Below are 16,366 nucleotides of genomic sequence, written 5' to 3' on the forward strand. Positions count from 1 at the left end.
AGGGCTCCTTGGAAGACGGGGGTGCTAGTGGCGGACGACGGTGAGGGTGCTCTTGTTGGCAGCGGATTCCTCCACAGCGTCCAGGACGTACTGGACGTTCAGTCCTTCTTCGAACGACGGCGAGGGCTGGTTTCCGTCCCGGATGGCCAGCAGGAAGTCGCGGACCTGGTGCGTGAAGGTGTGTTCCCAGCCGATGATATGGCCCTGCGGCCACCACGCGTCCAGGTACGGGTGCTCCGGCTCGTTGACCAGGATCCGGCGGAAGCCCTGTTCGCGGACCGGGACGGTGGCATCCAGGAAGCCGAGTTCGTTGAGGTTTTCCAGGTCGAACAGGAGGCTGCCCTTGTCCCCGTACACCTCGATCTGCAGCGAGTTCTTCCTGCCGGTGGCCACCCGGGAGACCTCGACTGAGGCGACCGCCCCGGAGGTGAGGGACAGCGTGGCCCAGGCGGCGTCGTCGACCGTGACGTCCTCGATGCCGTCCGTGCCGGGGCGGCGGCCCACGAAGGTGTTCAGCCGGCCGCTGACCTCGGTGACCTGGTCGCCCAGGAGGAACAGGACCTGGTCGATGGCGTGGCTGGCGATGTCCCCCAGCGCGCCGGATCCGGCGGTTTCCTTCCGCAGCCGCCAGGTCATGGGGGCCTGCGCGTCGGCGAGCCAGTCCTGCAGGTACGCGGCGCGGACGTGCCGGACCGTGCCCAGGCGGCCTTCGGCGATGAGCTCCTTCGCCAGTGCCAGTGCCGGGACGCGCCGGTAGTTGAAGCCGATCATCGACTGCACGCCCTTGGCCCGGGCCTTGGCCGCGGCGGCGGTCATGAGCTCGGCCTCCGCGAGGGTGTTTGCCAGGGGTTTTTCCACCAGGACATGCTTGCCTGCTTCCAGGGCGGCGATGGCGATCTCGGCGTGCATCCACCCCGGGGCGCAGATGTCGACGATGTCGATGTCGTCCCGGGTGATCACCGAGCGCCAGTCGGTGGCTGATTCTGCCCAGCCGTACTTGGCCGCCGCCTCGGCGACGGCGCCGGCGTCCCGGCCCACGAGGACCTTCTGCTCGAAGGCCGGGACGTCGAAGAAGCTGGCCACGTTCCGCCACGCGTTGGAGTGGGCCTTGCCCATGAAGGCGTAACCGATCGCGGCTACACCAAGCGGGCGGGGAGCCGGTTGGGAGGCCGAAGGTTCGGACGGGTGTGCGGGTGTGGTCATGATGCGTTCCTGCGTGCTTCCTGCTGGCTGGACTACGTGCTGGATTTAGAGGGTGGCGGTTTCCGGTGCCCAGTCCTCGGGGAGGGCGGGGGATACCGGGGCCGAGCTTTCGACGTTCACGAATGTGCCCGCATCGATGGACTCGGAGATCGAGACCATGGTGTCCAGGACGTGGTACGCCAGTTCGCCGGTGGCCCTGTGGGCTGTTCCTGCCCGCAGCGAGCGTGCCATGTCCAGCACGCCCATGCCGCGGCCGTTGGCGGGCCCGGTGGCCGGAACGGTGGTCCAGTCCTCGTCGCCGGCGCGCCAGAGCTTGATGTCGCCCGTGAAGTAGTTGGGATCCGGCAGCGAGATGGTGGCTTCGGTCCCGGTGATTTCCACGAATCCCATCCGGGTCCGGGGGGACTCGAAGGAGAAGACGCTGTGCGAGGAGGCGCCGGATTCGAACTGCGCCATCGCGGAGACGTGGGTGGGCACCTCGACGGTGAACTCCTCGCCGGCTTTGGGCCCGGAACCGATCACGCGCACATCCTTGGCCTTGGACCCGACGGCGGCCACCTTGCGGATGGAGCCGAAGGCCTGGACCAGGGTGGTGAGGTAGTACGGGCCCATGTCGAACAGCGGGCCGGCGCCGTGCTGGAAGAGGAACGCGGGGTTGGGGTGCCAGGATTCCGGGCCGGGGGTCTGGAACGTGGTCATCGCCGTCAGCGGCGTGCCGATGTCGCCGCGCTGGATCAGGCGCAGGGCCGTCTGGATGCCGGCCCCGAGGAAGGTGTCCGGGGCGCAGCCAAGGCGGATCCCGGCGGCGTCGGCGGTCTTGAGCAGGCCCAGCCCGGATTCGCGGTCCAGGGAGAACGGCTTTTCCGTCCAGACGTGCTTGCCGGCGTTGACGGCGGCGGTGGCCACCTCCACGTGGGCGGCGGGAATGGTGAGGTTGACGATGATCTCGACGTCGGGGTGGTTCAGGGCCTTGTCCACGCCGCCCCACTCCGGGACGCCGTACTCCTTGGCCCGGGCCTCGGCGGCTTCCTCGAAGAGGTCGGCGATCACGTGGACCTTGAGGTCCGGGAACGCGGTCAGGTTGTCCAGGTACTGCTTGCTGATCACGCCGGCGCCGATGACGCCGACGCCCACCGGCCCGGTGCGGGCCGGCTTGCTTGCGGGGGTACTCACGCGTTGGCTCCTTCGGCTGCGGTGTTGCTGTCGGTGTCGCTGTTCAGGAAGGCAAGGCTCTGGGCGATGCCATCGAAAATGTCGCCGGCGTAGTCATCGAACTCCACCACGCCCACCTCCAGCGACTTTGCTGCGGCGATGACCTCCATGACGGGCACTTTGCCCTGGCCTGCGGGCTGCTGGGCCTTATTGTCCTTGTTCAGGGGGCCGTCCTTGATGTGGATGAACTTCACCCGGTCGCCCAGCCTGGCCAGGAGTTCCACGGGGTCCTGGCCGCCCACGGCTGCCCAGTAGGTGTCCACCTCCAGGACCAGTTCCGGGTCCAGCAGGGATGTGAAGTACTCGAGGGCCGTGCGGCCCTCGATGGTGGACTCCAGTTCCCAGGCGTGGTTGTGGTAGCCCACGCGGATGCCGTATTCAGCACCCTTTTTGGCGGCCGCGTTGAGCTTTTCGGCGGTGGCCTGGATGTCTTCGGCCTTTTGCCAGTGCTCGGCGGGAAGGAAAGGATCAATGACGGTGGTGATGCCCAGTTCCTTGGCCGCCGCGAAGATTTCGTCCTGGTCCTGGCTCATCAGGGGCGCGTGGCCGGACGGCGCGGTGAGGCCGTACTCCTTCAGGGCGGCGCCGAGTTCCTTGGCGGTGGCCACGAAGTTGTACGGCTCAACCTGGGTGAAGCCGATCTCCGCCACCTTCCTGATGGTCCCCGGAAGATCCTCGGAAATGGCGTTGCGGAGCGTGTAAAGCTGCAGTGAGTAGGACATGGGTTTCCTTAGCGGTTCTGTAGAGGTCGTTGGGGTTGGGGTCAGCGGCCGGCGAGCGAGCCGCCGATGCCGCCCACGCTGAAGTACTTGTTCAAGGTGGCGAAGACGATGACGGGCGGGAGCATCATGACCACGGCCAGGGCCATGACCGAGGTCCAGTCCGTTGCATTCTGCTGGAAGAAGGACTGCACGCCCATGGCAAGGGTGAAGATTTCATTCGAACGCAGGAACACGATGGCCACCAGGTAGTCGTTCCAGGCCAGGAGGAAGGCGAAGATCGCGGTGGAAAGGACACCGGGCAGGGAGTTCCGCAGGACCACCTTGGTGAAGGAGCCGAAAACGGAGCAGCCATCGATCCAGGACGCCTCCTCCAGGCTGATCGGGATGGAATCGAAGTAGGCGGCCATCATCCAGGTGGCAACCGTCATGGTGGAGCCGACGTAGATGATGGTCAGGCCCAGGAGGTTGTCCACCAGGCCCATGCCGGCGAACAGGATGAACAGCGGCACCACGGACGTGATGATGGGCAGCGACTGCATCACGAACAGGAGCAGTGAATATCCGGAAACTGCCTTGCTGCGGCCCCGGGAGAGGACGTAGCCGGCAGGTGCGGCCACCGCCACGGACACCACCACCGTGGAAAGGGTGGTGATCAGGCTGTTCTTCAGCCAGGTGGCGGCCAGGGTCTTGGAGAAGACGTTGCCGAGGTTTTCAAAGGTCAGGCCGGTGGCCGTGCTGTTCGGTCCGGGCGTGAAGGCCAGGAGGATGGTGACCATGATGGGCACCAGCACGATCCCCGTGATGATGAGGATCGCGGCGAACCGCCACCAGCGGCCGCGCTGCCCCGCCTCGGAGAGGACCCTGCGGCGTTTGCCGGCATCGACGCCGAGCGTGGGGCCGGATTCGGGATGGGCGTGGAGTACTGCGCTCATTATTCGACGCTCGACTTTCGGATCTGGCGGTACAGGATGACCGAGATGACCACCAGGGTCATGGTCATGAGGAAGGCGATGGCCACGCCGGGGCCGGTGGCGAAGTCCTGGAACACGGTCCGGTACGCCAGGACCACCAGGGAGGTGGTGGCGTTGACCGGGCCGCCGCCGGTGAGCAGGTAGATGGTGGGGAAGTCGTTGACGCAGAAGATGGTCATCAGGATCCAGCTGATGTAGTTGGAGCGGGCAATCAGGGGCAGGGTGATCTGGCTGAACTGCTGCCAGCGGCTGGCCCCGTCCATGCTGGCCGCTTCGTAGACGGTGCTGTCCACGGAGGCCAGGGCCGCGGAGATCATCATCATCATGAAGGGAAAGCTGACCCAGACCTTGAACACCATCACCGTGACCGAGGCCAGGGTGGGGTCCGCCAGGAAGAGCGGTGTGCCCAGGCCCAGGTTCCGGAACAGGGACGGAACCAGGCTGTCCGGGGTGGCCACCAGCCAGTTCCAGGCGGTGGAGGACACCACGACGGGCACCACCCAGGGCAGCAGGAGCAGGACCTTGAAGGTGTTGCCGGCCGGAATCCTGGTACGCAGGAGCAGGGCGAGGCCCAGGCCTACAAGCCAGGATCCGAAGACGCCCACAATGGTGAACCAGAGCGTGAACTGGGCGGCCTTCCAGAACGCCGGCGAACTGAGGACGGTGGCGAAGTTCTGCGCGCCCACGAAGTTGCCGGTCTGGAGCAGGTCCCCGTCATGCGTGGCCTGGACGGCGGCGTAGATCAGCGGGTAGCCGTGGATCAGGACAAGCAGGACCACGGAGGGAAGCAGGAGCCAGAAGAACGTCTTGGTGGCCTGCGCGGAGAGCTTGCTCCTGCGTTTACCGGGGGCGGACCCAGACCCGCCGGGGGCGAGTCCCCGGCGGGCCCGTGACAGGCCGGACTGGGTGGTAGTGCTGGACATGGGCGCTCGGTCCTACTTCTTCAGGACCGACTCGAGGCCGGACTGGAAAGTCTGCAGGGCAGTCTTGGCGTCGGCCTTGCCGGTGATGATGGTCTGGCTGAACTGGTTCAGTGCCTGGCCGCCGTCGAGGGCCGCCAGGTTCGCATTGAGCCGGCTGCCTTGGGCGGCGAAGGTCTTGGCAATGGGCTGCCAGTCCTTGACGATCTTGACGTTGTTGGGGTCGTTGGCGAACTCGGGGATCTCCGTGATCGACTTGAAGACCGGCAGGGCGGACATCAGCTTCTTCTGCCACAGCTGCTTGAGCTGGCCCAGGTAGTACACCAGGAACTCCTCCGAGGCTTCCTGCGACGGGGTGTTGGTGTACATCATGATGTTGTTCGGGAAGACGATCGTTGCCTTGTCGCCGTGCGGACCCTTGATGGGGTCAGCCACCAGCAGGTCGCCCGAGGTATCGCCCACACGCTGCGGAACGTTGACCTGGAACAGGCCGTAGCCTGCCTTGCCGTCCTTCCATTGGGCGGACATGTTGTCCGTGGTGTAGCTGACCGCGGCGGGGTCGACGATGCCGTTGGACACGAGTTCCAGGACGAACTCCATGGCCTCCACGTTGCGGTCGTTCATCAGGTCCAGCTCGCCGTCCTTGTTCCAGACACCGCCGCCGTTGTTGACCATCATCATGATCATGGAGTGGTTGGCGTAGTTGTTGCCCGCGCCTGCGCCGGTGGTGAAGCCGAATGCGCCCACCTTCTTCAGGGCCTTGCCTGCTTCCAGCAGGGACGGCCAGTCCGTGGGGAGGGCAACGTTTGCCTTCTCGAACAGCGACTTGCGGTACCAGAAGACGCGCATGTCCAGCTGCCACGGGACCGCCACGTAGCCCTTGTCCGACTTGAAGGGGTCCAGCACGCCGGGCAGGAAGTCGTTGAACTGGCCATTGGCCTTCAGCTTCTCGATCACCTTGTCCGCGTACGCGATCTGGCCCTGCTGCTCGAACTGGAAGGCTTGGAAGCCGCCGCCGGTGGAGACAGCCGGGCCCGTCTTCGAGGCGATCGCGGAGGAGAAGGTCTGGTAGAAGTTGTTCCACTGGATGATCTGGTACGAGGCCTTGGCGCCGTTGGCTCCGGAGAAACCTTCCGCGATGCCCTTGGCGGCGTCGTTGTAGGCGGGCGTTGCCCACGGCATGTCCCAGAACTTGACCGTTCCGCCCGCGCCGCCTCCGCCGCCCTGCGATGCCGAGCCGCCGCCGCAGGCGGCGAGGAGGGGTGCTGCGGCGGCGGCAGCCGTCAGGCCCAGGAAACCGCGCCGGGAGAAGGGGCGGCGCTGTTCGGAAGTTGCGTTCATGATGTGTCCTTTCGGGACCGGCCGGCGCAGTGCGCCGTTGGTGCGGTCCTGCTCATCGTCGAGAGTGGAGGTGGGACTGGACTGCTGTTCAGGTTGCGTATCGGTGGGTCTGGTTACGTGGCAGCGAGGGTTGCGTAGAGGTCGGTCAGCCGGGCGAACCCGGCCAGATCGTCCGGCCGGGTGCCGGCGCCAAGATGGTCCTTCAGGCGCCGCCACGCTGACCGGTGGGCGGATTCGTAAAGCGTGGGAAGCAAGAGTTCGCCATGGGCTCCGGTGACCCGGACTTCGGCCGGCCAGGCGGCGTCCGGATCCGGGACCTGGACGGACACCCCGCCGTCGGCGGTGTAGAGGCGGATGTCGACGGCGGCCGGGCGGGCAGCGGTCAGCACGCCCTGGGCGGTGAAGGGCGCGCCGTTGGCCAGCCTGCCGGCCACCGTGTATCCCGTGGCGTCGCTGCGGAGGAGGCTTACGCCGTCGAGCGGTCCGCTGACGGCCAGCAGCGCGGCGAGGTGTTCGCCCAGGAGCCGCTGCGGGTCGGTGCCGGGGGCCGCCGTCGCAACGCTGTCCAGCAGGGACGCGCTGCCCAGGGCACTGCGCACTGCGTCGCGGGCGTCCGGGGTGCTGCCTTCCGCCACCAGGGCGGGGTTGGAGGCCCAGCGGAGGTCCAGGACGACGGCGGTTCCTGCGGCGTCAACGGCGGCGGCCAGTTCCGTGGTGTCCTCGGGTGCCGGGTTGGCCACCACAACGCCGCGGGCGCCGGCGGCAACGGCGTGAAGGGCTTCGGTGGTCCAGCCGGGTCCGCCTGCGACCACCAGGACGTCGGCGGTGCCCTGCCGGCTCTCCGGAGCCGGGCCGAAGGTTGCAGGCAGTGAGGCCACCGTTTGGGTAACCGCGCCCTCTTCCCGCGCGGCGGGTGATGCCGAGACCGTGTACTGGCCGCTCATGGCGTAACTCCTGCTTTTCCCGCGGCACCGGCATGCCCCGCCCCGGCGCTTGCTGCCGTGGCGTCGGCGATGGCGAGGGCAAAGGTGAGGTCGTCGATCAGGGTTTGTGCGGCGGGTGCCTGGCGGGTTCCCCGGGCAAGCCCGGCAAGTTCACGCCATTCGCCCTCATAACCGTTGTGGCCGTACGGGCCGAACGTGCGGGTATCGCTGCCGTTGCCGCGGGTGAGGGTGGCCACTGCGGAGCCGGCCTGGACATACGACGGTGTGAAGTCGATGTGAAGGGCCGCATCGTCCCCGATGGCCTCGAAGGTCCACTCGGGCTTCCAGGTGCCGTTCATAACGGCACGCAGTTCGATGACGCGGGTTGGGGTGCGCAGCGAAACGGCATAGCCGAACGGGCGGACGTGGAACACCTGGAGGACTTCGAGGTCCGTGAAGTCCGGGGTGAACCGGCGGACCAGCGGCAGGTCGTGGATGGCCAGGCCCATGATCCCGCCCCGGAGTGCGCTCTTGATGACGTCCGGGTCCGAGTAGTCGGGCCGGCCTGCGGCCGGCCGCGTGACGATCTCGGTGGCGAAGTCCTCGAACCGGGCATTGGGCGGCAGGACGATGGAGGAACGGATGGTGTGGACCTGCCCGGGAAGGTCGCCCCAGTTCTGTTCGGCCGCGAGCCAGCCGGGGTCGAAGGTGTGCATGGCCCCGACGACGATTGGCACCCCGGTTTCGGCGCTGACGGCCGAGATGCGGGCGGCTTCCTCGGCGTTCATGGCGAAAGGCTTTTCGCAGAGGACGGCCTTCTTGCCGGCCCTGCAGGCGGCGATGACCTGGTCGGCGTGGAACTGGTGGGGGCTGCAGATTGCCACGACGTCCACGGCGGGATCGTCCAGCAGGGCAGCCATGCTGGTGCCGGCCGTGGCGCCAACGCGGGCCGCCACCGACGAGGCCACGGCGGCATCCACATCCATGATGTGCCGTACTTCCAGGATGTTCTGGAGGCGGGCCAGTGCCGGGAGGTGGATGGCCTGCGTGACGGGCCCCGCGCCGAGGATGCCGACGCCGAGGAGCGGCCGGTCTGCCGGCGCTGCGTGCTGGGACGCTGCTTGCTGGGACAAGGTCAGTTACCTCTTTGTAAGCGGACTCTGGGGGTGTAAGCGGATTACGGTGCCGGAATCAGTGCGGCTGATGTTCACCATCGGATCCGCGAATGTGCCTTGAGTCACAACGTAGAACTACTTTTGACGCACGTCAAGCAAAAGTTGTTTGTTGCGCGTCATTCTTCTGATTGGTGACAGCAGAAAGTAAGAGTGTTATGACTTAGACATGACTTCAGTGACAGGTAAGCAGGCCGGAAAAGAGTCCGATGTCGGCAGCCTGTCGCGCGCCGGGGACCTCTTCCAGCTGCTTCGTGACGGCCGGGCCCGCACCCGCGCCGAGCTTGCGCTGAGCACGGGTCTGGCCCGCTCAACCGTCGCCTCGCGGATCGATGCGCTGATGCTGTCCGGCCTGGTGGGTCCCGCGGGTGAGGCGCTCTCCAGCGGCGGCAGGCCGCCGTCGCGCTTTGCCTTCAACCCGTCAGCCCGCCTGGTGCTGGCCGTGGACGTGGGCGCCACGCACGTCATCGTTGCGGTGACGGATCTCGGCGGAAACATCCTGGCCGAACACCGGCTGGCGCAGCAGGTGGCCGACGGGCCGGAAGCCGTGCTGGACCAGGTGGTGGCGCAGGGCAAGGAACTGCTGGCGTCCACCGGACGGACCGTTGCGGAACTGGCCGGGATCGGCATCGGGCTGCCCGGGCCCGTGGAACATGACACCGGCAAGCCCGTCAAGCCGCCCATCATGCCGGGCTGGGACGGGTTCGACGTGGTCAGCTACGTCCAGCGGTCCCTGCCCGTCCACGTGCTGGTGGACAATGACGTGAACATCATGGCGCTGGGGGAGCAGTCCGCGCACTGGCCCGAACACAACAACTTCTTCTTCGTGAAGGTGGCCACCGGCATCGGCTCCGGCATCATCAGCAACGGGGAACTGCAGCGTGGTGCCAACGGCACGGCAGGCGACCTGGGCCACGTCCAGGTGGCCCGCGGCGCGGATGTCCTGTGTGCCTGTGGAAACTATGGGTGCCTGGAGGCGCTGGCGTCCGGTCCCGCCGTCGTGCGCTCCCTCCGGGACCAGGGACTGGACGTGGCAAAGGGCTCGGACGTGCTCCGGCTCGCCGCCGACGGCAACCTGCAGGCCATCCAGGCGCTGCGCCAGGCCGGCCGGGACATCGGCGAGGTTCTGGCCACCGTGGTGAACCTGCTCAATCCGTCCGTGATTGTGGTGGGCGGCAGCGTTGGCGAGACGGGCGAGCACCTGGTGGCCGGCATCCGCGAGGTGGTGTACCGGCGCTCCCCGCCGCTGGCCACCTCGCACCTGCGCATCAACGGCTCCCGCGCCGGGAGCCAGGCGGCGGTCCTTGGCGCAAGCAAACTGGTCACCCAGTACGTCCTCTCGCCGGCCGTCATCGAAGCCACGCTGGCAGGCGCCATCGCCGGGTAAAGCCGGGAATCCCCGGCCTACCCGGCGTGGGCTCTACGCCTCCGCCTCCGGCTCGGGCGCTTCGGCCAGGATCAGTGCCGTGCCGCCGTACGCGGGCAGCTCCAGGAAGAAGCTGTGCAGGTCATCCACCTGCCCCACCGTCTCGCCGCTGAACAGATCCTTGACGTTGGCGCCGGACGGCAGCTCGTTGGACTGGATGCTGCCGGCGATGTCCTGCCCGGAGAAGTTGAGCGCCGTGACCTGCAGGCTGCCGTCCTTCAGCCGGTTGACCAGCACCAGTGCGCTGCGGTTGGAAACGTCCGGGACGTCGAGCAGGGTGCCGGTGGCGATCCCGTTCTCTTCCCGCACGGCGAGGATCCGCTGCAGCCGGCGCGCGAACGAGTCGGGGTCCTTGAGCTGTTCGGGCAGCGGCCCGTACAGGCTGCGGGCCCGGGGCATCCCGGCGGACGAGGTGGTGGCGTCCGGACTGGTTCCCATGAGGTCGTGGGCGCCGCGGTTGATCCAGCGTGTATCGCCCTGCGAGGTGAGCTCGCGGACGCTGCTCCGGTCCAGGGCCAGGATGCCCGTGAGGTCCCAGCCGGAAAGGGCAAAGACGCCCGGCTGCAGGGCGTTGTACATGGCCAGGAGCAGGTGGACGTCCCGGATCTGGGCTTCCTGCTCCGGGGTGGTGGTGGACGGGTCCTTGATGCCCAGCGCGGCCATGATGAAGCTTACCGAGGTGCAGGCAATGCCGTTGGTGGTGAAGACGGCGTTGTAGGGCCCGTTTTCGCCGGTGAGCCGTTCCCGCAGGGTCTGCTGGACCTGTTCGGCCAGCTGCGCCCCGGTGAGTTCCTCGCCGTTGAGCTCGAACATCTCGTCCCGGTGCCCGGCGGCGAAGTGCAGGAGCTCGTAGGTGAGTTCGTCATGGTTCTGCAGGGCATGCACCAGCGACGCCTGGTCCACGCCGATTTCCAGCGATAGCCGGAGGGTCAGCCGCAGGAACTCGGTGTCGGCCGTGACCAGGGAGTAGTGGTACGCAGGCCGGGTGATGAAGTCGTAGGACAGGTCGGGGCCGGCATCGGAGGTTGCCTTGATGTCGTCGATGGTCAGGTTCAGCTCCTGGAAGGAGAACCCGCCCACCTTCCGGATCATGGAGCCGATGAGCTGGTTGGCTGCCTCGGACAGTGGGTGCCCCTCGGACCAGCCGGGTTGTTCTTCGGCGCTCTTCTCCACGCCCAGGAAGCCGTTGGCGTCCAGGCGCAGCGCCCCCGTGCCCAGGTCCACCAGCGAATGCAGGGCATCGCCCACCACCAGGCGCATTCCGGCGAAGGTGGGGTCCAGCCAGTTGATGGAGGGCTGGCCGGCCTTGAAGTAGTGCAGGTAGACCCAGCGGCGGGTCTTGCCGGTGGTATCCACGATGGGCCGCGTGGCGCTCCAGTTGGTTTCCTTCACCCCGGGTTCGTAGAAGATGACCCGCTGCAGCCTGCCGATGATGTAGCCGGCCTTCTGCAGCGCCTGCTCGGAGTCGGGGCTGAGGTTGACCGAGTCCGCCCCCTCCGGGACGTCCGGGAGCAGGTTCCAGTCCTCCTCCGGAATATCGATCATGTGGTATATGCCGGGGTAGTCCCGGAAGTTCATTTCGGCCAGGCGGAAGTCCGCGCCCTTGCCGGTGTGGCCCGGGACGATGTCGTCGATGACGGTGCCGTCGTGCTCGGCGGCCACCTCGCACATCCGCCGGAACTCATCCTCGGTGCCGAAAACCGGGTCGATCGCCATGCTGATGCGGTCGAAGTGCCCGTCCACGCTGGGCGTGTGGGACCAGCCGCTGATGCCGCCGGCGAGCTTCACGGGCCCGGTGTGGATTCCGCGGATACCGATTTCCCTAAAGGCCTTCCACATGGCCGGATCGCCCAGGGCCGAAAGGAATGACTGGCCGGACGGGGTGATGAAGGACAGCGGGTAGGCGGTGAACCACACGGAGGCGCGTTCGACGGCGGCCCGCGGGTTGGGATGGGCGTACGAGTTCTGCCACATGCTGGCCTGGCCGGACAGCTGCCGGGCCAGCGTGTTCGCGTCCCCGAGCATCGCCTGGTTGCGGAGCCAGTCCACGTACGCCGCGTTCCGCCCGTCGAATTCAAAGGACGGCCTGCTGCCGACGAACTGGCGCCGGCGCGCGATGGGCCGCAGGGCCTTGGGCCTGGCCGCGAAGAACTGCTCGTCGAAATTGACGTCCAGTTCCGTTGACGGCTCCGCAGCGCCCGCTTCCACTTCCCCGATGGGGGCGGCTGCATCCGCTTCCGAAGTGTTCCCGCTGGTGCCCGGCTCAGGCATAAGCTCCTCTTTCCATTGCTCGTTTCCGTGCTGGCATGGATGCTCCAAAACCCTTGCCCAAGGAAACGTACCCAGGGCAACAGGGAGTATTCGGCGTTCCCTCTCCCGATGCTACTGCTCAGCGGAGCCGGTGGAGGGGACAAACGTGCCTGGGCTAGTGGATGCTTTGTCCGATGTCCCGGCCAATCTGCTGGAGGAGGGCGGTGGACAACCCTGGGTCTTTGGCGGAGTCCCGGCTGGTGTAGTCGGCCAGGGCGTACACCCGTGCCAGGGACAGGTCCGCCCAGCGTTCGCGGGGAAGCAGGGAACGGCCGGCGACGGCGATGATGGGCCGGGTGCCGGACCGGCGGGCCACGGCAGCCGGGAGCTTCCCGGCGAGGGTCTGCAAGTCGATGCTGCCTTCGCCCGTGATGACCAGGTCGCAGTTGTCCCTGCGGCCATCGAAGTCCAGCAGGTCCAGGAAGAAGTCCGCTCCCGATACCTGCCGCGCGCCCAGCAGCAGGCAGGCGAAGCCCAATCCGCCGGCGCTGCCCGCTCCCTCGTGTCCGGCCAGTTCGCGGGCGGAAGCAAATCCCGCGCCTTCCATCCTTGCCACGAAGTGCACCAGCCCGGCGTCCAGGCTGGCCACATCGGCCGGCACCGCCCCCTTTTGGGGCCCGAAGACGGCAGCAGCGCCGGCAGGACCGCATAGCGGATTGGAGACATCGCTGGCAACGATCAGTTCAGCCGCCACCAGGCCTGGAAGGGGGGAGCCCTGGACGGAGCGGATCCGGAAGAGGCTGCGCCCTGTCCCTTCAAGGCGGTGGCCATCGGTGTCGGTGAAGGTGTAGCCCAGGGCGGACAGCATCCCCGTGCCCCCGTCTGTGCTGGCACTGCCGCCCAGCGCCAGCACGATTCGTGCCGGGGCAAGGCTGAGGGCGAAGCGGATGGCTTCGCCGAATCCGCGGCTGGAGGAGTTGAGCGGGTCAAGGGTGCCGTGGGGCAGGAGCGAGATCCCGCAGGTGTTGGCCACTTCCACGACGGCGGTGACTCCGTCGAAGGCGATGGATGCCTGCACCTGCTGCCCCGTCGGCCCGGTGACCTGGCAGGTGTGCCGCGCGAACCCTGCCGAGACGGCGGCGTCCACGCTGCCGTCTCCACCGTCGGCCAGGGGGAGCAGGTCGCACTGGATGGTTCGGTGGGCCCCGGCGACGGACCGGAGTCCGGCCGCCAGGGCGTGTGCCACCTCATGGGCGGTCAGGCTGCCCTTGAATTTGTCGGGCGCGATGAGGGCGCGGAGGGAGGGGGTGGAAGTGGACATGTCAGACGGTCTCGGAGTAGGCGGGGCGGCGGTCGGCAGGGAGGGGATGCCCGACGCCGGCCGAATCCTTCCCTGGGGCAGGCACCTGGTGGAGGTCGTCGTCGTTGGGGCCGGCCCCGGCATGCAGTTCCTGAGCCTGAGCCTGAGCCTGAGTCTGCGCGGGCACAGGTTCCACGGTTTCGCCCGCAAAGACGCGGCGGACACGGTCGGCGTCGAGCGTGCGGTCCCACCAGGCGATGAACAGGGTGGCCACCGCGTTGCCGGTGAAGTTGACCAGGGCACGGCACTCCGACATGAACTTGTCGATGCCGAAGATGAGCATGATGCCGGCCGCCGGGATGGTACCGATGGTGGCCAGTGTGGCGGTCAGGGCAATGAAGCCGCCGCCCGCCACGCCGGCTGCGCCCTTGGAGGTCAGCAGCATGACGGCGAGCAGGCCCAGCTGCTGTCCGATGGTCAGGCTGGTGTTGGTGGCCTGGGCGATATAGAGGGCCGCGAGGGACAGGTAGATGGCGGCGCCGTCCAGGTTGAAGCTGTAGCCCGTGGGGACTACGAGGCCCACCGTTTCCTTCTTGACGCCGGCGTGCTCGAGCTTGCGCATCAGCCCCGGCAGGGCAGGCTCGGCAGTGGAGGTGCCCAGGATGAGCAGGTATTCCTCCTTGAGGTGCCGGATCATGCTGAAGATGTTCAGTTTCAGGAAGGCCATGACCGAGCCGAGGACCACCACCACGAAGAGGATGGAAGTGGCGTAGAAGAGCGCGATCAGGCCGCCCATGCTGGTCAGGGATGAGACGCCGTACTTACCCACCGCGAAGGCCATGGCACCGAATGCGCCAAGTGGCGCCGCTTTCATGATGAAGCTGAGGATCTTGAACATCACAGCGGTGAGGCGCTGGACGCCGTCAAGGACCGGGGCGCCCACCTTGCCCATGGCGTTCAGGGCGATCCCGAAGACAACCGCAATGAAGATGATCTGCAGAATGTCGCCCACGACGAAGGGCTGGACGACGCTGGTGGGGATGATGTTGGTAATGAACTGCCACCATTCCTGGTGCGCGCCGGCGTCGATCAGCTTGGCGGCCGAGTCGGAAGTCTTGATGGCGCCGGGGTCGGCGTTCACGCCTTCGCCGAGCCGGAAGATATTGATGGCCACCAGTCCGAATGCCAGGGCGCAGATGGTGCCGACCTGGAAATACGTGAGCGCCTTCAGCCCGGTCATGCCCACCTTCTTCAGGTCGGCGACGCTGGCGATGCCGCCCACGATCGTGAGGAAGACGATGGGTCCGATCAGCATCTTCATTGCGTTGACGAACGTGATGCCGATCGGTTCCATGGCAATACCGGTTGCCGGGGCAAGCCAGCCCACCAGGATGCCGATGACGATCGCTGTCAGTACCCAAAAGTACAGTTGCCGGTACCACCGGGTTTTCGGGGCCGCTGTTGCAGCTGCGGCGGTGCTGTTGTGGTCCATGATTCCTACCTCATTGTTGGAATGTCGCTGGAGGATGTTCTGGGGAAGAGATTGCTGCGGGGCGGGCGGCAGCGCTGCTTCACCGCCCGCCCCGGGCGTGGCACCGGCGACCGAATGGCGGCGCCGGAGGTTACTGCTTGCCTAGACAGCTGCCGGAGTGAGCGTCAGGGCCTTGATGATGGCTTCGGTGACGTCCTCGGTGTTTGCAGTGCCGCCCACGTCGCGCGTCAGGTGGCCCGCGCCGGTGGCCGCTTCGATGGCGGCTTCAACGCGGCGTGCTTCCCCGTGCAGGCCGAAGTGGTCCAGCATCAGGGCGGCGCTGGCGATGGCGCCGATCGGGTTGCTGATGCCCTGGCCGGCGATGTCCGGAGCGGAGCCGTGGACGGGTTCGAACATGGACGGGAAGCGGCGCTCCGGGTTCAGGTTGGCGCTGGCTGCCAGGCCCAGGCTGCCCGCCAGTGCGGAGCCGAGGTCGGAGAGGATGTCGGCGTTCAGGTTGGAGGCCACCACCACGGACAGGTCCTCGGGCTTGAGGATGAACTTGGCGCTCATGGCGTCCACCAGGACGCTTTCGGTCTGGACGTCCGGGTAGTCAAGGGCCACGCGGTTGAAGACCTCGTCCCACAGGACCATGCCGTACTGCTGGGCGTTGGACTTGGTGACGGAGGAAACCTTCTTCACGGTGCGGGTCCGGGCCAGGTCGAACGCGAAGCGCACGATGCGCTCGCAGCCCTTTTCGGTGAACAGTGCGGTTTGCAGCGCCACCTCGTTGCCGGGGCCGCGGCCGCTGAGGTTACGGCCGCCCAGGCCGGCATATTCACCCTCGCTGTTTTCGCGTACCACAACCCAGTCGAGTTCGGTGTTGTCTGCCTTGCGCAGCGGGGACTGCACGCCGGGGAGGAACTTAACGGGGCGGATGTTGGCCCACTGGTCGAAGTTCTGGGTGATGTTCAGGCGCAGCCCCCAGAGGCTGATGTGGTCCGGGACGTTTTCCCAGCCGACGGCGCCGAAGTAGATGGCGTCAAAGTCCTTCAGGGCTTCCAGGCCCTTGGGGTCCATCATCTGTCCGGTCCTGGCGTAGTACTCCGAGCCCCAGGGAAACTCGGTCCAATCGAAAGCGAACCTGCCGTTGGAGTTTTCGGCCAGCGCATCCAGGACGCGGCGGCCAGCGGCGACCACTTCCTTGCCTACGCCGTCCGCGGGGATCGAAGCGATGTTGAATGTCTGGTTGGCGCCCATGTGGCTACCTCCTCGTTGAGTGTGGGCAGTGTGTCCTGTTGCCGGGATCACGCTGCTTTTCTTCCTCCTCAAGTAGACGCGGCCCGCTCCATCAGCGTCCAAGACCAAGATTCGATCCAGCTGATAGGAACCGCCTATCGATCCAGTGATCAATGCTCCGATAACGCCCTTTTGAGCCCTAAACTGCGCTGCCGG

13 protein-coding genes are annotated in these 16,366 nt (G+C 66.8%); 1 reads left to right on the plus strand and 12 read right to left on the minus strand.

What is annotated here, in order from left to right; translation table 11 throughout:
• Positions 1-24: 24 nt before the first annotated feature.
• The 8 genes from LDO86_RS00750 to LDO86_RS00785 all read right to left on the minus strand — a co-directional run bounded on the left by LDO86_RS00750 (position 25) and on the right by LDO86_RS00785 (position 8,425).
• Positions 25-1,203, minus strand: coding sequence for a Gfo/Idh/MocA family oxidoreductase (locus LDO86_RS00750; RefSeq protein WP_223993353.1), 1,179 nt, complete (start codon positions 1,201-1,203; stop codon positions 25-27).
• 45 nt (positions 1,204-1,248) lie between these two features.
• Positions 1,249-2,376: a Gfo/Idh/MocA family oxidoreductase gene (locus LDO86_RS00755; protein ID WP_018770305.1), complete on the minus strand. Its 1,128-nt coding sequence runs from the start codon at positions 2,374-2,376 to the stop codon at positions 1,249-1,251.
• The gene (locus tag LDO86_RS00760; RefSeq protein ID WP_223993354.1) at positions 2,373-3,137 is read right to left on the minus strand and encodes a sugar phosphate isomerase/epimerase; all 765 of its coding nucleotides are present in this window, start codon (positions 3,135-3,137) and stop codon (positions 2,373-2,375) included. Before LDO86_RS00760 ends, LDO86_RS00755 begins: the two co-directional genes overlap by 4 nt.
• A 41-nt stretch (positions 3,138-3,178) precedes the next feature.
• Positions 3,179-4,069 carry a carbohydrate ABC transporter permease gene (locus LDO86_RS00765; protein WP_224084194.1) on the minus strand — a complete coding sequence of 297 codons (891 nt, stop codon included), beginning with the start codon at positions 4,067-4,069 and terminating at the stop codon, positions 3,179-3,181.
• A complete protein-coding gene (locus LDO86_RS00770) occupies positions 4,069-5,031 on the minus strand; it encodes a sugar ABC transporter permease (protein ID WP_223993356.1) in 963 nt (320 codons plus the stop codon). The genes LDO86_RS00765 and LDO86_RS00770 overlap by 1 nt, the downstream gene beginning before the upstream one ends.
• A gap of 12 nt (positions 5,032-5,043) precedes the next feature.
• Positions 5,044-6,369 carry an extracellular solute-binding protein gene (locus tag LDO86_RS00775; protein ID WP_018770301.1) on the minus strand — a complete coding sequence of 442 codons (1,326 nt, stop codon included), beginning with the start codon at positions 6,367-6,369 and terminating at the stop codon, positions 5,044-5,046.
• Positions 6,370-6,482: 113 nt separating this feature from the next.
• The gene (locus tag LDO86_RS00780; protein WP_144601006.1) at positions 6,483-7,313 is read right to left on the minus strand and encodes a hypothetical protein; all 831 of its coding nucleotides are present in this window, start codon (positions 7,311-7,313) and stop codon (positions 6,483-6,485) included.
• Positions 7,310-8,425, minus strand: a complete 1,116-nt coding sequence (locus LDO86_RS00785; RefSeq protein ID WP_223993357.1) for a Gfo/Idh/MocA family oxidoreductase — start codon at positions 8,423-8,425, stop codon at positions 7,310-7,312. The genes LDO86_RS00780 and LDO86_RS00785 overlap by 4 nt, the downstream gene beginning before the upstream one ends.
• A gap of 208 nt (positions 8,426-8,633) precedes the next feature.
• Here LDO86_RS00785 and LDO86_RS00790 point away from each other — a divergent pair, with 208 nt between their 5' ends.
• Complete coding sequence (locus tag LDO86_RS00790; RefSeq protein ID WP_018770298.1) at positions 8,634-9,851, plus strand: ROK family transcriptional regulator; 1,218 nt, start codon at positions 8,634-8,636, stop codon at positions 9,849-9,851.
• A 33-nt stretch (positions 9,852-9,884) separates the two neighbouring features.
• Here LDO86_RS00790 and treS read toward each other — a convergent pair whose 3' ends face one another.
• The 4 genes from treS to LDO86_RS00810 all read right to left on the minus strand — a co-directional run bounded on the left by treS (position 9,885) and on the right by LDO86_RS00810 (position 16,171).
• Complete coding sequence (gene treS / locus LDO86_RS00795; protein WP_056388456.1) at positions 9,885-12,161, minus strand: maltose alpha-D-glucosyltransferase; 2,277 nt, start codon at positions 12,159-12,161, stop codon at positions 9,885-9,887.
• A gap of 154 nt (positions 12,162-12,315) precedes the next feature.
• Entirely contained in the window at positions 12,316-13,461 is a 1,146-nt protein-coding gene (locus LDO86_RS00800) for a glycerate kinase (RefSeq protein WP_224084195.1), read from the minus strand.
• Between the two features lies 1 nt (position 13,462).
• Positions 13,463-14,932 (minus strand): C4-dicarboxylate transporter DctA, encoded by a 1,470-nt coding sequence (gene dctA / locus LDO86_RS00805; RefSeq protein WP_224084196.1) that lies wholly within the window; start codon positions 14,930-14,932, stop codon positions 13,463-13,465.
• A gap of 141 nt (positions 14,933-15,073) precedes the next feature.
• Positions 15,074-16,171 carry a tartrate dehydrogenase gene (locus tag LDO86_RS00810; RefSeq protein ID WP_224084197.1) on the minus strand — a complete coding sequence of 366 codons (1,098 nt, stop codon included), beginning with the start codon at positions 16,169-16,171 and terminating at the stop codon, positions 15,074-15,076.
• Positions 16,172-16,366 lie beyond the last annotated feature (195 nt).

The sequence above is a fragment of the Arthrobacter sp. StoSoilB19 genome (assembly GCF_019977275.1).
Lineage (GTDB): Bacteria > Actinomycetota > Actinomycetes > Actinomycetales > Micrococcaceae > Arthrobacter.

Excerpts from the sequence above, each read along its gene's own strand:
- LDO86_RS00800 (WP_224084195.1), bottom strand. The coding sequence starts at position 13,461 with ATGTCCACTTCCACCCCCTCCCTCCGCGCCCTCATCGCGCCCGACAAA.
- LDO86_RS00765 (WP_224084194.1), bottom strand. The coding sequence starts at position 4,069 with ATGAGCGCAGTACTCCACGCCCATCCCGAATCCGGCCCCACGCTCGGC.
- LDO86_RS00770 (WP_223993356.1), bottom strand. The coding sequence starts at position 5,031 with ATGTCCAGCACTACCACCCAGTCCGGCCTGTCACGGGCCCGCCGGGGA.
- LDO86_RS00810 (WP_224084197.1), bottom strand. The coding sequence starts at position 16,171 with ATGGGCGCCAACCAGACATTCAACATCGCTTCGATCCCCGCGGACGGC.
- LDO86_RS00760 (WP_223993354.1), bottom strand. The coding sequence starts at position 3,137 with ATGTCCTACTCACTGCAGCTTTACACGCTCCGCAACGCCATTTCCGAG.
- LDO86_RS00750 (WP_223993353.1), bottom strand. The coding sequence starts at position 1,203 with ATGACCACACCCGCACACCCGTCCGAACCTTCGGCCTCCCAACCGGCT.
- LDO86_RS00790 (WP_018770298.1), top strand. The coding sequence starts at position 8,634 with ATGACTTCAGTGACAGGTAAGCAGGCCGGAAAAGAGTCCGATGTCGGC.
- LDO86_RS00780 (WP_144601006.1), bottom strand. The coding sequence starts at position 7,313 with ATGAGCGGCCAGTACACGGTCTCGGCATCACCCGCCGCGCGGGAAGAG.
- dctA (WP_224084196.1), bottom strand. The coding sequence starts at position 14,932 with ATGGACCACAACAGCACCGCCGCAGCTGCAACAGCGGCCCCGAAAACC.
- LDO86_RS00775 (WP_018770301.1), bottom strand. The coding sequence starts at position 6,369 with ATGAACGCAACTTCCGAACAGCGCCGCCCCTTCTCCCGGCGCGGTTTC.
- treS (WP_056388456.1), bottom strand. The coding sequence starts at position 12,161 with ATGCCTGAGCCGGGCACCAGCGGGAACACTTCGGAAGCGGATGCAGCC.